The 13127-nt window shown below is 51.2% G+C and carries 14 protein-coding genes and 1 pseudogene; 2 read left to right on the top strand and 13 right to left on the bottom strand.

Annotated elements, in window-relative coordinates; all coding sequences use genetic code 11:
* Nucleotides 1–68 precede the first annotated feature (68 nt).
* From JI735_RS24595 to JI735_RS24550, 11 genes are all read right to left on the bottom strand, one after another.
* Nucleotides 69–1379, bottom strand: a complete 1311-nt coding sequence (locus JI735_RS24595) for an ABC transporter substrate-binding protein (RefSeq protein ID WP_039837267.1) — start codon at nt 1377–1379, stop codon at nt 69–71.
* A 48-nt stretch (nt 1380–1427) separates the two neighbouring features.
* Complete coding sequence (locus JI735_RS24590; RefSeq protein ID WP_039837268.1) at nt 1428–2693, bottom strand: glycoside hydrolase family 125 protein; 1266 nt, start codon at nt 2691–2693, stop codon at nt 1428–1430.
* 231 nt (nt 2694–2924) lie between these two features.
* Nucleotides 2925–3710, bottom strand: a complete 786-nt coding sequence (locus JI735_RS24585; RefSeq protein ID WP_267918976.1) for a glycosyl hydrolase family 8 — start codon at nt 3708–3710, stop codon at nt 2925–2927.
* Nucleotides 3596–4261: a glycosyl hydrolase family 8 gene (locus tag JI735_RS37045; RefSeq protein WP_267918975.1), complete on the bottom strand. Its 666-nt coding sequence runs from the start codon at nt 4259–4261 to the stop codon at nt 3596–3598. The genes JI735_RS24585 and JI735_RS37045 overlap by 115 nt, the downstream gene beginning before the upstream one ends.
* Before the next feature lie 108 nt (nt 4262–4369).
* A complete protein-coding gene (locus JI735_RS24580; protein ID WP_167330834.1) occupies nt 4370–5746 on the bottom strand; it encodes a HAMP domain-containing sensor histidine kinase in 1377 nt (458 codons plus the stop codon).
* Nucleotides 5747–5778: 32 nt separating this feature from the next.
* Entirely contained in the window at nt 5779–6474 is a 696-nt protein-coding gene (locus JI735_RS24575) for a response regulator transcription factor (RefSeq protein WP_039837271.1), read from the bottom strand.
* A gap of 162 nt (nt 6475–6636) precedes the next feature.
* Nucleotides 6637–7797 carry a GntR family transcriptional regulator gene (locus JI735_RS24570; RefSeq protein WP_039837272.1) on the bottom strand — a complete coding sequence of 387 codons (1161 nt, stop codon included), beginning with the start codon at nt 7795–7797 and terminating at the stop codon, nt 6637–6639.
* 245 nt (nt 7798–8042) lie between these two features.
* Entirely contained in the window at nt 8043–8432 is a 390-nt protein-coding gene (locus JI735_RS24565) for a DMT family transporter (RefSeq protein ID WP_039837273.1), read from the bottom strand.
* A complete protein-coding gene (locus JI735_RS24560; RefSeq protein ID WP_039837274.1) occupies nt 8432–8989 on the bottom strand; it encodes a TetR/AcrR family transcriptional regulator in 558 nt (185 codons plus the stop codon). Before JI735_RS24560 ends, JI735_RS24565 begins: the two co-directional genes overlap by 1 nt.
* Nucleotides 8990–9044: 55 nt before the next feature.
* Nucleotides 9045–10226, bottom strand: coding sequence for a YARHG domain-containing protein (locus JI735_RS24555; RefSeq protein ID WP_039837275.1), 1182 nt, complete (start codon nt 10224–10226; stop codon nt 9045–9047).
* 184 nt (nt 10227–10410) lie between these two features.
* Complete coding sequence (locus JI735_RS24550; RefSeq protein ID WP_039837277.1) at nt 10411–11481, bottom strand: DUF116 domain-containing protein; 1071 nt, start codon at nt 11479–11481, stop codon at nt 10411–10413.
* A 144-nt stretch (nt 11482–11625) separates the two neighbouring features.
* On the opposite strand from JI735_RS24550, the gene JI735_RS37510 reads away from it, so the two are divergent.
* Both JI735_RS37510 and JI735_RS37505 read left to right on the top strand, forming a co-directional pair.
* Nucleotides 11626–11979 (top strand): P-loop nucleotide/nucleoside kinase family protein, encoded by a 354-nt coding sequence (locus tag JI735_RS37510; RefSeq protein WP_325175541.1) that lies wholly within the window; start codon nt 11626–11628, stop codon nt 11977–11979.
* Nucleotides 11976–12215 carry a hypothetical protein gene (locus JI735_RS37505; protein WP_325175540.1) on the top strand — a complete coding sequence of 80 codons (240 nt, stop codon included), beginning with the start codon at nt 11976–11978 and terminating at the stop codon, nt 12213–12215. The genes JI735_RS37510 and JI735_RS37505 overlap by 4 nt, the downstream gene beginning before the upstream one ends.
* Before the next feature lie 80 nt (nt 12216–12295).
* Here JI735_RS37505 and JI735_RS36280 read toward each other — a convergent pair whose 3' ends face one another.
* Together JI735_RS36280 and JI735_RS36275 are read right to left on the bottom strand one after the other, a co-directional pair.
* Nucleotides 12296–12676, bottom strand: a complete 381-nt coding sequence (locus JI735_RS36280; protein ID WP_233476515.1) for a helix-turn-helix transcriptional regulator — start codon at nt 12674–12676, stop codon at nt 12296–12298.
* Between the two features lie 60 nt (nt 12677–12736).
* Nucleotides 12737–12916 (bottom strand): annotated as a pseudogene (locus JI735_RS36275) (AraC family ligand binding domain-containing protein); the annotation flags it as partial.
* Nucleotides 12917–13127: the final 211 nt, after the last annotated feature.

Raw genomic sequence — 13127 nt, 5'->3', positions numbered from 1 at the left:
CCCCTTCATCATGCGGCAATACTTCTTGCAGCAGGGGAATAAGCCCCATCCCCTGCTGCTTGCACCGTCTACTTTACAGCTTCGTTAGCCTTGAGCATCTCATCCCCCTGCTCCTGCGCTTTCTTCAGGGTATCTTCAATACTCAGCTTGTTCTGCTGGTTCAGCTGAAGATTAGGTGCGAGTGCGTCTGTTTCCATGACAGAATAACCCGGATGCTGTGGACGGACTTTGGCGAATTCCAGAGTTTCAAGGAATGGTTTCCAGAGCGGATCGTTCTGGAAGAACGGGTCCTCCATGGAAGGCTTGAAGCCAGGCAGATTGAGGCTGGTTTTGGCCCAGAGCAAAGCGTTGTCCTTGTTGGCTGTCCACCATTTAATGAATTCCCAGGCCTCATCATGATGTTTGGAGCCTTCAGGAATAACAAGGCCGAATCCGCCCATTACACTGCCTTTGTCGCCGTTCGGACCTGCGGGAGGCGGCACAATGCCGTAATCGAGGTCTTTGCCGTATTTATTGTAGGTACTCAGCATCCATGGACCTGAATAGAGCATGGCAACCTTACCGGTAACGAAGGCGTCCTGCCCTTCTCCAAGTCCCAACTCAAAGCCAACCTTGTACACCTTGTCTTTGTTCATCAGGCGGTCCCAGAATTCCAGCACCTGCTTGCCTTTTTCATTATTGAAGTTGGTCTTTCCGTCCTCGGTCAGCATGGTGCCGCCAGCCTGCTGGAGATACATATTAAACAGTCCCAGGTCGGCCATCGAGAAACCGGCAACTTCAAGCTTGTTGCCATTCCATTTGGTCAGCTTCGCTGCCGCTGCTTCCAGCTCATCCCAAGTTGCCGGGGGCTGTAGTCCCGCTTCGGCAAGCAGCTTCTTATTATAGAACAATGCCCGTGCATCTACTGTAAGCGGGAGACCGTACAATTTATCGTTATAGGACAGCTCTGTCAGCGATTCACTGTAAAAATCATCTTTGGAGACGCCGTCCCGCGTTAAATATTCATCTACAGGATGCAGCACATTTTTGGGAGCGTAGAGCGAGGTGCGCCAGCGGTCCCAGAACAGTACATCGGGAGCTCCGCCATTCGTGGCAGCCGTCAGGAATTTCGTGATCATATCCTGCTGCAGCACGTATTTCACATGAATTTTATCCTGGGATTTGTTAAAAGCATCGATCATGGTCTCGAACTGCTTCTGGCCTTCGCCGCCCCAGTCACCCCAGAAGGTGAGTTCTGTCTTCTTGCCGCTCTTGCTGTCTGTGTCTGTTCCGCTGGTTCCGGCAGCGGGTGTTCCGGAATTGTCCGAATTGCCGCCGCATCCGGCTGCCAGGGCAGAGAGCATGGCCAGCGAAAGTGCCGTAATCAACCATTTTTTCATTGTTGTATCCCCCTCACACTATTTGGTATGTCTTTGTTGCCCATTCCATCAACTTCGTTTCACTTCAATCCCGCAACACATAAGCACCAGCTCACAGAACATCATGTTGGCCCAAGAAAACCAGGGGCGGGTATACTCGCCGGGGCGGTCTGCATGAAAGGCTTCATGCATATAGCCGGTCCCGGCATCTGAATGCTCCAGCAGATCAAGCATAGATTGCTGCTCGTCTGCATTACATGAAGTCATACCCTGGACCGCCAAAGCAATTGGCCAAATATATCGGCTGGGGGTATGGGGACTGCCAACACCTGCTGCGGCAGTTCCGGAATAGTAGTAAGGATTGCTTTTACTCAAAATAAACCGGCGGGTATTCATATAGATTGGATCGTCAGCGGAAGTGTAGCCCAGATAAGGACTGGACAGCAGACTCGGAACATTCGCATCATCCATCAGGTTCACACCGCCCAATCCATCTGTCTCATAAGCATAGATAGTCCCATACTCGGGATGGTCCACTAACCCGTATTGCCTGATCCCCGCTTCGATCTGCTCCAGCAGACGCCCGGCGGCTGCCGCAAGCTCCGGGCTCTTCAGCACCTCCCCGGCAATTTCGCATACATAACGTAGAACAACGACAGCGAACATATTGGCCGGGATCAGATAACCATATTCGCAGGCATCGTCACTCGGGCGGAATCCGGACCAGGTCATTCCCGTAAAGGAGGTCAAGCTGCCTTTGCCGTTACGGACCAAGGTATCGGTAGGCGGACAACCGGTTCGTTGAAACGTATATTTGGAATCCCATTCATGATTCTGTTCGGTGATCCATAGTCCGATTATCCGCCAGACCCCTTTTACAAAAGCATCATCGAACTGACTAATGCGGCCGGTGTTCTTCCACAGCAGATAACTGAGCTGGATAGGATAACACAAGGAATCAATTTCGTATTTCCGCTCCCAAATCCACGGGTTCATGTCTGTCAGGTCTTCCTGATGCCCCTGGCCGTTCGCCTCTTGGTTAAAAGCGTTCGCATAAGGGTCTAATTCGATACAGGCAAACTGGTGCTTCACCAACCCCTCAATCATATCTGCTATTTCTTCATCCTCTGCGGCCGAAATCAGAAAAGGCCTGACTTGAGCAGCAGAATCTCTCAGCCACATAGCCGGAATATCCCCGGTAATTACAAAAGTTGTTCCATCCATATTGCGTTTAATTGTAGTATTCCAGGTGTTCGATAAACATTGTTCGAACATTTCTGCCAGCTTCAGGCGGTCCGGCAGCATCTCTCTGACCCGCGCGGATAGGAGCTGCATGGAATGAGGTATTTCTTTCGAGGCATTCAGCAGAGATAACCTCCCTTTTCATGTTTTATTAAGCGCTTACATAGAATAGTATATTGGTATGTATATAATATGTCAATCAATATTTATATGGTCAATAATATATCAATGTAGAGCGGTATAAAAAAAGATGACTCTGGTTAAGTCATCTTATTCCTGCTGTAGTAAGCATACCCTATTCAATCTGTCCTAAGTCCTTAATGCTTAATTGCCGGCATTCGCAGGGTCCCACCAGTTCCCGGAGACGGTGATCATGCAAAGCAAGCGGATACTGTTGCCATAGTAGGCGTTGGAAGCTGTTGGAGCACTGACAAGGCTGTTCCAAAGGGCATTCAGCCACGCCTGATTGCTGGCGTCCACCATCGCACTAACGGCGAACGGTGCGGAGAACGCGATTGCGGGATCTTTGTCATCCAGCGGATTGCCGTTCAATTTGTAGCCAGCCACAATTTTTCCGGGATCATTGTTGGTCTTTTTGGAAATCCAGGCATTCGTCAACCGGGTCTGGTTCAGCGCCCGCGTATCTCCTGCCAGCAGATAATCAACGGGGACTCTCCATGGCACCCGGGCAGCATTCCAACTGAAGGATCCGTCTCTCTCGGTCTCCAGTAAAAACGGGGGTGAAGGGGCATAAGAGCCGTTTTTGAAGACTACAAAGTCCGGGAGAAGTCCGGTAACGGGACTATATTTGCTGGAAATGGTCTGGATAATTTTATAGGTATTATCGGCTACCTTAGTCCAGTCCATATTCCCCGATGCCTTCCCGAAAGCCCGCAGGTGGCCCAGCATAAAGTCGGAGGGGCGTGTGGCAAGGGCATAATCCGGATCGTTATTTTCCACCCAGTCACCGAATTTCAAGCTCCATTTCTGCGGATTCACATCTTTCTCCATGATGGCGGAAATGACGGCCTTGGCTTCCCCCAGATAATTAATCTGGCCGTTGCTCCCCCATTGCTTGTCCGCAAGCAGCAAGGCGTAGGCAATATCCATATCACCGTCTGTAGCCGAACGGCTGCCGTCGTCGCTGTCGGAGGGGGTGTATCGATAACCTCACCTTGAGCGGTTTTGATCTGCTGCCAGGCCATTAATGCCGGGTTATTAACGCTGGGATGTGCTTTGAAGAACCGGTAAAGACCATCAAAATAATCCTTCGCAAGAGGGTCATAACCTGCCATCAGCGAGGTAATCAACATCCCGTAGCCATGCCCCTCCGAGCAGGAAACGGCATTGGCGGGGGAGGCTTCCTTCTCCAGGTTGTAATAAACATAGTACTGGTCGGATTCCTTCGGAGGCTGCACCAGATACCGTGCTTTCCATTCATCGTATTTCTTCCGCACATCATTATCCAGCTGGCCTTGGGATACATGGTTCGGCTTAATAGTGCCGCTCTGGTAAGGTTCATGCTCCGGGAAAGGATGCTTTGGCGCAGGGGCGGCGACCCCTCCGGTGAGCACTGTGCCGGAATCCTCTGCGGCGGCTGCCTGCATGGTTAAGGTCAAGCAGGATATTACGGTTACGGTTGTAAGAAGCCGCTTTAACAAATAATATCATCTCCTTTTTAATTAAAAATCCGGACTGCTGATCATGCTGTATGCTCACAGCATAACAGGATAGACTTTCCCTACTCTAAACCGAAACTTAATGTAATCTTAAAAATCAGGTAGAATGATGCGGAAGATTGTTCGTTCCTCCGCTGTGCCCAGCAGTTGCAGGGAACCTTGATGCAGACTGACAATTTTGTAGGCGATTGCCAGTCCAAGACCCGTTCCTCCCTCATTGGACCTTGCCTGGTCGCCTCTGACGAAAGGGTCGAAAATCACGCTGCGCAAGTGCTCCGGTATCCCGCTTCCATTGTCGGCAAATTCCAGCCATAGCCCGTCCGCCTGAGCCTCCAGCATCACCCGCAGCCGGGTACCGGCCGGGTTGTAACGCACCGCATTGGACAGCAGATTACTGAAGACACGGCTCATCTGCTTGCGGTCAAAAGCGTAGCACACCTCGGTATCGGGAATACGCACCTCCAGCTCCATCTCCTTTTCCTCTATTTCGGAGAAATGCTCCAGAATAGCTGTGCGCATACACTCACCCAGGTCCTGTACCTGTCTGTCTAGCATATAATCGGGATGATCCAGCTGCGTCATCTCAAACAGCGTATCCAGCAGGGCGTCTACCCGTTTGGCCTTGGTGTAGATGGACAGCAGATAGCTTTGCTGCTTGTCATTATCTTTGACCATCCCTTCATGCAGTGCCTTGGCGTAGCCGTACAAGGTTGAGATAGGTGTCTTCAAGTCATGGGCAATATCCGCCAGCATCCGCTGGCGGTCCCTTTCCATCTGCACCTTATGCGCTCCGGCCTGTTCCAGCTTTTCAGCCATATCATTCAAGGTATTGCCGATTTGCAGAAATTCGCCCTCCAGCTTAAGGCTGAGGCGGATCGTGTAGTCTCCCGTCTTTAGATGATCGATGCCCGCGGCTATGGCGCCGAGCGGCTGGATTATTTTTCTTGCGGTCCATCTGCTGTACACAATAATAACTACGGCCGAGAGCAGTATGAACCCAAGCACAGCCTGAACATTGTAACGTTGAATCTGTTTGTCACGGTCCATGGCACTCTGCTGGTCCCAGATGCTTACCTCCAGTTGGTCTACAGGTATTTTTACGATATAGGTATAGAGCAGTCCTTCTTGTAAAAAAGAGGCTTCCGAGCTGATATAAGGGGCATTTTCCGGCTCCTCGCCCAGCGATAACGACTCCGGTGCGGATCGGTCCAGTGGAATGCCTGTGTAATGGATAAGCTGCTTGTTCTCATCCAGCGTTTCCACCCACCCGTGAACCTTCAGGATATTCTGAAGCAACGCCTCCAGCTTCACAGCATCCCGCTCGGCATCAACCAAATCCTGCGCTCTCGTCACCAGCATTTCCGTTGAAGCATAGCTCCGGTCGGAACCTTTGGCAGCATAAGCAATGCTAAGCATTCCGATGATGCTGATCACCACGACCAGAAAGTAATAATGGATGCGCAGCATTTCCCTTATCCCTGTTTGTTTGCGGTCCGCCTTCAGCATCTCTTCTCAAACCGGTAGCCCAATCCCCGGATGGTGGTTAAATAGACCGGCTTCCTGGGCTCATCCTCAATTTTGTCACGCAGCTTGCTTATGTACACAAGGAGGGTGTTGTCGTCTCCAAACCACTGCTGCCAGACACTGTCCAACAGCTGGCGCTTGGTAAATACCCGCCCTGGATTCTCCATAAAATGAAGCAGCAATTTATACTCAATGGACGTCAGCGGAACCAATTGACCGTTCTTGTGCAGCTGGCAGCCGGCCTTGTCCAGGATCAGCCCGCCGATCTCCACCACCTCAGAAACCGCAGCACTCTCTGCATGCATATACTGATATCTTCTTAGCTGCGCCTGTATGCGCGCGACCACTTCCAGCGGGTTAAAAGGCTTGGTCATATAATCATCAGCTCCCAGATTAAGCCCCAGAATCTTATCATGATCCTGCACCCGCGCAGACAGGAAGATCACGGGGACGGACAGAGCCTGGCGCAGTTCCTTAACCACCTGAAGCCCGTCGCAGGCGGGCATCATGACATCAAGCACAATGAGGTGAATATCATGCTTGCGCACCAGCTCCATCGCCTCTTGTCCGTCAAAAGCCTCCAGCACGTTGTAGCCTTCGTTCTCGATATACAATTTCAGCAAATCGACGACCTCGCGCTCGTCGTCCACGATCAATATAGTTTGACTCACCGGACATCCCTCTTTCACTATCATAGCCTATTTAATTTACTCTATTACAAGAGAGCGAAAAACTCTCAAAAAAATCACACGACCACCCAAAAGAAACAGGTGGTGGTGTGATTTTTATCAACGATTTGGGAATGTCTTAAATGGGGTCTCCCGCAAATCTCTTTATTTGTGGGATGCTGGCCCGGTCGAGCTGCCGGGGATCAGCTTCGCATCCAGCATTACCTTATTGGGTACGGGCTGCCCGTTCATCAGACTCAGCACATTTTCCACAGCAATCCGCCCCATCTCTTCTTCATTCTGACGCATATGGGTGAAGGAATAGCCGCCGCCGAGATGGGTTGGCGGACTGTCGAAGCAAATAATTGAAATGTCTTCAGGAATTCGCAGCCCCAGGCGTTCTACTGCAGTCTTGGCGAGCAGAGCAATATTGTACTCAATGGCAAACAGTGCCGTAATGGAAGGGTGGCTCTCCAAATGAGAGATCAGGCGCGTGATGTCCCTTTCAATGTTATCCTGGTTAAAAAACTTCGGCAGGGTCGAAGTCAGGTCGCTGACCCACAGCTCCTTATCCACCATAATTCCCCGCTGGGCGTGTGCTTGAATAAAGCCTTCAATCCGGTCTTCTACGGCTGTTGTATCTACCGGAGGAGGTGACAAAAACGATATATGTGTATGTCCCAGATCAAACAAATACTCGGTAGCTTCTAACGCAGCCTGGAGATTGTCCGAGCTGATCGATGCGGCGGCAACCCCCTTCAAATGCCGGTCCACCAGCACCAGCGGGAAACGGTCAATAACCAGCTTAAGAATTTCAGCATTGAAATATTCACCCTGAGCCGGGAAAATGATGAGCCCGTCCACACCCAGGTTGAGCAGCTTCTGGATGGATTGCTCCTCATTCTCAGGAATACCGAAGGTCCTCCGCAGGACCAGAAAACAGTCATTATCGCGCGAGGCCTGTTCCATGCCATATATCAGTCCGGTCCCGTAGCTGTTGCCGAAGTCGGTTATTATCAGCCCAATGGTCTTTTCCTCTGTGTTGATTGCAGTCCTCCCGGTATCTGCTGCGGCCGCCAGTTCCTGAGATTCGGCCGCTGGATCGGCCACAAAGGAGCCCCTGCCCGGTTTGCGGACGATTAGGTGCTCTGCGGCCAGCATCTCAAGTGCTTTTTTACTGGTGATACGGCTCACGTTATAGGTATCGGCAAGCTCTTTCTCGGAAGGGACACGTTCTCCAAGCTGGTAGGCTTGAGTCAATATGCTCTCCTTCACTTCGTCAAATATTTTCTCATACATCGGCTTGGAAGAAGTCGGTTCGGTCATGACTTTTCACTATCTCCTGACTCTGATTTTTCACGATTATACATAATAATATATCATGATATATTAAGATTGTCGACGTATGTATAGGATTTCAGTTTCAAAAGCGGCCCGCAGATGCTGTTTCTGCGAGCCGCTTCAATGGATTCATTTTCCCTTCCTAACTGCTGCGTAATGGACTAACAACTCTGCCTAACTTGCCTAACTTTCCAGGTGACTTCTTAATGCAGAACCTGCCTAATTTGAATCTAGGAGTTCCTCTTTTCGATGGCAGCCACAGAATGCAGATTGCTAGATTGTTGGTCTTCAGAAGGCCCGTGTCCCGGACCCAGCAAATTCAGCACAACCACGCCAATGATGATAAGGGCGATTCCGACGACGCTGGCGGTATTAATCTTTTCCTTCCAGATTACGACCGACACAATCACTGTAATTACTGTACCAAGCCCTGACCAGATGGCGTACGCTGTATTCAAGGGAATGGACTTCAGTGAGATCGACAAGAAATAGAACGAACATATGAATGCAACCACTGTCACAATAGACGGAACCAGCCGTGTAAAGCCTTGGGATGCCTTCAGCATTGAAGTTCCAAGCAGTTCACTGGCAATGGATACCGCCAGCAGCAAATAAGCCATTAGTTTCCCTCCTTTGTAAGCTGCAGCAAAGCCTCAAGCACCCGCTGCTTCAATTCTTTGCCCGGAGGGGCAAGGCCAAACATCTCCGCAAACCATAAGCCGTCGGCAGCTAGTCTGGCAATGGTCGTTTGTACAGGGTCCAACCCGTCGTTCTCAATATTAAGCTGCCAATCTGCATAGGCATGGCGAATACCGTTCAAGGATTCCGGGTTGAGGAAAAGCGCTGAAGCAAGCACTGTACCTACATCATTGCCGACACCGGCTTCGTCGAAGGTGGATTCAATATAAGCCCTGCTCCATCTCCCGCTGCTGATTGGATCCGCAACAATCCGTTTTTCCAGATCGGCTTCAAAGCTGTTCGTCAACGCCTCCACTACACCATTAACCAGCGCTTCTTTACCCGGAAAATGGTATAGCAAGCCGCCTTTGCTGACTCCGGCCCGCTTGGCAACCAACTCCAGCGTCAATTGCTCTCCGCCCAGCTCACGCATAACCTCTATCGCAGCGAGTAGAATAAGCATCCGCTTCGGGATTTTTTCTTCGCCGTCTTTACTCATTTCATCACCGTCCTGAATTGAATATACCGTCTGGACGGTTTAGTTGTCAAACGGATCAGCCATATAACAGCAGCCCTTCAAAACAGTCATAGATATCTGTATCCGTTCCGGCAAGATGACCATCCTTGACTTGAATCCACCCCGTTGTACCCTCCTCTGTCTTAATCTTTCCATTCCCCTCCGTGTCTCCGCCCTGGAAATAGACTGAATCCCCTGGCTCCACCCACTTGAGAATATCGTGTTGCCCGGAGGTTTTATAGACAGGAAAACGCACTTTGGCTACCCAAGGCGTAGGCGGTTCCATGGGATAATAATCAGCCGGAGATGCCTTCCACATGTGCTCGGCGTCCAGCTCAAATGTTTCAAGATAGAACCAGCATTGAAAGTCAATGGCTTGTCTCGATGTTGTTACTGTTCCTTTTCCATCCAAAGACAGCGCATTGGCTGTAAGCCCGTCCAGCGTTCCCATATGTATAAGGTTATGCCCGTTATAATAGTAATACTCCGTTGTGAATTGCGCAGACTCATTGCTGTCCTCCAAAGCGATTTCAAAATAGGGGTCATTGATATCCGAATCAACAATTTTGAAATAAGAAGTGGAGTATGAGTCAGACAGCTCAATTGTCAGTTCAGTATCATTTACCGAGAGGTTCCATTCGTCACTGACCTCGTTATGCCGGATTAAGTTCATTTGGATATGCTCAACCGTCCCGTCGCCATTCAAATCCACATTTGCTGCCGGAAGCCGGATAGACTCATCGCCCTGCGGATAACCGAGCACATGATCATCCACATCCCACAGTTTTTCCAGCTGGTTGGCAGACATGAGCTTCTCATGTTTTTGAATCAGCTTAAGGTTCCTGCTTTCTGTATCCGTCAGGCTGCCATTGTAATCCGCAACGGCTGTGTACCAGCGTTTGCCTGCAAAATAGTCTTTCAGGTCCGGCCGCTTAAATACTTGGCCATGCCGGGCAAAAATCTCATTTCTCGCCAGCTCCAGCATTCTGCTGTCGATGTTGCTGAGATTATCCTCGGTCAACAGCTTCTTGTCACTGTCTTGAAAGATATAATCTCTGCCTGTCCCTCTATTCTCTGCTGAAGCCTTGTCTTGATTACTCTTCTCTGCCCGAATCTGCGTGACTGGATCAGGCTGCGCGTCAGACCCGGTTTCACACCCGGCTATTTGCAGCATCCCTGCCGCCATTAAGCAGAAAAGTTGAAGTTTGCGTCTGTTCATTGTGATTGCCCTCCGCTGGAATAACGCCTGTGAGTAAATAAATTGTATAGATAGAAGATCAAGATCAACCATAACACAAGATCCTATTATATTCAGGTTTTGCTTGCAGGCTTACCCTGTTCCAGCATAACCTGAAGACGATCCATATCGATACAGGTCTCGATGCCCTCCGGATGCCAATGCATCACACAGCCTGATAATGGAGCAGTACACATTGCGGCAGATACCCCATTTCACGGGCTTTGTACCCGCCGGAGATGAGATTCAGGACACAGGCTATGCCGACAATACCGACTTTGCCCTCAGGGATGCGTTCTTTCCCAAAAGCCGTTGAGGCATGCGGAATTATCAGCACCTTGCTGTCACAGGCTTCGGCCATCGCTGTAACTGCATGTACCCGGCAGGTTTTGGAGCAGCGTCTGCAGACATACCCCTGTCCCTCCGGCACCGCCCGGCAAGCCTCGGCGGATTTGTTGCGCATGCAGATGGGCAGGAATACTATTTTCTCAGATGCCGCTCGGAAGCCATCGTGAAAAACCCGGTTCATGATTTCCGCTCCAACCATGTTCAAATGGTACTCCACCCGTTCCCGGCTGCAGAAAATACGGTTTTCCTGCCACTTCAACCGCTGGTGATTGTGCTCAATATAAGTCTCTACCTGGGAAGTATAGCTGCCGAGACACTCCAGACTGCGCCGCTCAAACCAAGTGGCCTTCTGCACAGCCCGATGCAGTATGCCTGCGCTCTCTTTGCCCGGCAAGCCTCTGAGAAAATCAAGCCAGATCTTCAGCCGCCCGGTTTCCTGCTCGAACTCTCCGCTGGCGGTCAACCACCCAAGAAGTCTGGCTAATGATTGCAGTTGTATCCGCTCAGAAGCTTGATGGCGCCGGGCCAGCACGGTAGTCCCAGCAATCCCCTTCAGCCAGTCCACGGCTCTGCGCGCCCTGCGGCTCCGGCTTCTATGCCTGTACAGTGATGAAAGAAGCCGTCCGGCAGATACACTTCCCGCTGTTGCTCTTGTGTTATATACGTTCCATAGTACGCCAATCATCAGCCATTCAAGGGCATAGATATCTGGATTCCAGGCTTCCGGCTTTCTTAATGCTATATACCGGCTAAACTTGGCTATCGACGGGTCTTCATGCAATTTCATCAGAACTTCATCTGTAAAAAGAGCAACGTCCCTAAAGTACTGCCCGGCTCCCCCGTCATCCCCGGTTAAGGAATAGGTTAGCTCACCGTTATTCCCGCGCAAAGGGACCACCTCCTGCATGTGTATACCAGCATGGTAGCATTCCATCTGCCGGGTGTCAGTGACTTTGCATTCAAAGGCAGGAGATTTTCAGGGTGAAAAATGGTACGATTATGTAATAGTATTTTCAGTTAAGGAGAGACACCGATGAACCAGCTTGTATTTTTCCTGGGACCGGCGGGGGCCGGCAAAACGACCTTGGCCAAAGCCGTTGCGTCCCGCCGAAAAGCCGCGGTCCTGGATATGGACATCCTGCTCCGGCCTGCTGCTGATGTCATTATGCAGATGCACGGGCTGGACCCCGCTGACCGGGATTCTGCCGAATATAAGAGATTATGCCGCGATCTGGGCTATAGGATCACTATGGATGCCGCGCTTGACAATATGGGTCTGGACTGTGATGTGTTTGTAGTAGGGCCATTCACCAAAGAAGCCGCTGAGCCGGACTGGATCGGGGTGAGCTGGCCCGGATCGGCCGGACCCTGGAGGAAATTGAAGTGAAGGTTGTCCTGGTAAGCCTGGGCAATTCCGGGCTGTACCGGGAACGGATTGAAGGCCGGCATTCGCCGCTCGATGCCTGGAAGTTTCAGAATTGGGAGATGTTCCGCGCTTCACTGGGCAGCCGCACAATAGCCTGGCCGCTTCCGGCGGACAACATCCTGCAAATTGACAACTCGGACCCGGATGTCCGGACAGCGGCAGCGGCGGTTGAGAGGTTTATTTATGGTTCGCAATGACCTTCGATTGAGTCCGGCAAGCCGTATCATGAAGACCGTGAACATCGGGTTCGCGGTTTTTCTGCTGCCTCTTACGCTCTTCAGCCCTCCAGACCATGCAGCTGCTTGAACTCCTCCGGCCGCATGCCGGTGACCCGTTTGAAGACGGCGCAGAAATAACTCGTATTCTCAAACCCCGCCTGCTCTGCGATCTCATAAATCTTCTTCTCCCTGCCGCTGAACATCAGCTGCTTGCTGCGGTTGATCCGCTGCTTGTTGATATAGGTTACCGGCCGCTCATGCAGTGTCCGCTGAAACAGGCGGCATAAATATTGCGGCGAGATGGAAGCGACCTCGGCTAATTCTTTGAGCGGAAGTGCCCGGTGCAGATTGCTTTCGATATGCTGCAGCACCGGCTTAATACGTTCCAGCTCCTCCGGCCCGCCTGCCGGTGCCGACAGCTGAACTTTGAGCTCCAGCATCAGTGCATACATCAGCTTGGAACGCTCCAGATTCATCTGGAGACTATTGCCATGCGAGAGCTCCAGCATTTCGTGCAGAGGCTCCAGCAACGGGAGTCTGCTTAACCGCCCCGTTCCGGACTCCCGGATTCCGGCATACGCCAGCAGGCTTCCCGCCTCCCTTCCATTAAAAGAAACCCAGGACAGCTTCCAGGCTGCGCTGATCGGCGCATAGGCATGGACAACATGCGGAAAAGAAAAAAGACATCCCCCGGCTCCACAATGTAATGTTTGTCCTTCAAGAACAGTTCTCCTTTGCCCTCAAGAACCTGATGCATCTGATAGTCCGGGAACCCTGCGGGCCGCTCCATTGCCGGCTGATGCTCCCAGAACCCGATCGTAGTCGCATACAGCGGCAAGGGCGCCATTTCTTCGGTCTCGCAAAAAACCAGTGTGCTCTCCATGTCCATTC

It is taken from the genome of Paenibacillus sonchi, from assembly GCF_016772475.1.
In the GTDB taxonomy this organism is placed as follows: domain Bacteria; phylum Bacillota; class Bacilli; order Paenibacillales; family Paenibacillaceae; genus Paenibacillus_AQ; species Paenibacillus_AQ sonchi.
This window is presented reverse-complemented; position numbering and strand designations above follow the sequence as displayed.

What these genes read in the sequence shown, in the direction of transcription:
- JI735_RS24595 (WP_039837267.1), bottom strand. Translation starts at nt 1,379, where the DNA reads ATGAAAAAATGGTTGATTACGGCACTTTCGCTGGCCATGCTCTCTGCC.
- JI735_RS24590 (WP_039837268.1), bottom strand. Translation starts at nt 2,693, where the DNA reads ATGCAGCTCCTATCCGCGCGGGTCAGAGAGATGCTGCCGGACCGCCTG.
- JI735_RS24585 (WP_267918976.1), bottom strand. Translation starts at nt 3,710, where the DNA reads ATGGATATTGCCTACGCCTTGCTGCTTGCGGACAAGCAATGGGGGAGC.
- JI735_RS24580 (WP_167330834.1), bottom strand. Translation starts at nt 5,746, where the DNA reads ATGCTGCGCATCCATTATTACTTTCTGGTCGTGGTGATCAGCATCATC.
- JI735_RS24570 (WP_039837272.1), bottom strand. Translation starts at nt 7,797, where the DNA reads ATGACCGAACCGACTTCTTCCAAGCCGATGTATGAGAAAATATTTGAC.
- JI735_RS24565 (WP_039837273.1), bottom strand. Translation starts at nt 8,432, where the DNA reads ATGGCTTATTTGCTGCTGGCGGTATCCATTGCCAGTGAACTGCTTGGA.
- JI735_RS24560 (WP_039837274.1), bottom strand. Translation starts at nt 8,989, where the DNA reads ATGAGTAAAGACGGCGAAGAAAAAATCCCGAAGCGGATGCTTATTCTA.
- JI735_RS24555 (WP_039837275.1), bottom strand. Translation starts at nt 10,226, where the DNA reads ATGAACAGACGCAAACTTCAACTTTTCTGCTTAATGGCGGCAGGGATG.
- JI735_RS37510 (WP_325175541.1), top strand. Translation starts at nt 11,626, where the DNA reads ATGAACCAGCTTGTATTTTTCCTGGGACCGGCGGGGGCCGGCAAAACG.
- JI735_RS36280 (WP_233476515.1), bottom strand. Translation starts at nt 12,676, where the DNA reads ATGCTGGAGCTCAAAGTTCAGCTGTCGGCACCGGCAGGCGGGCCGGAG.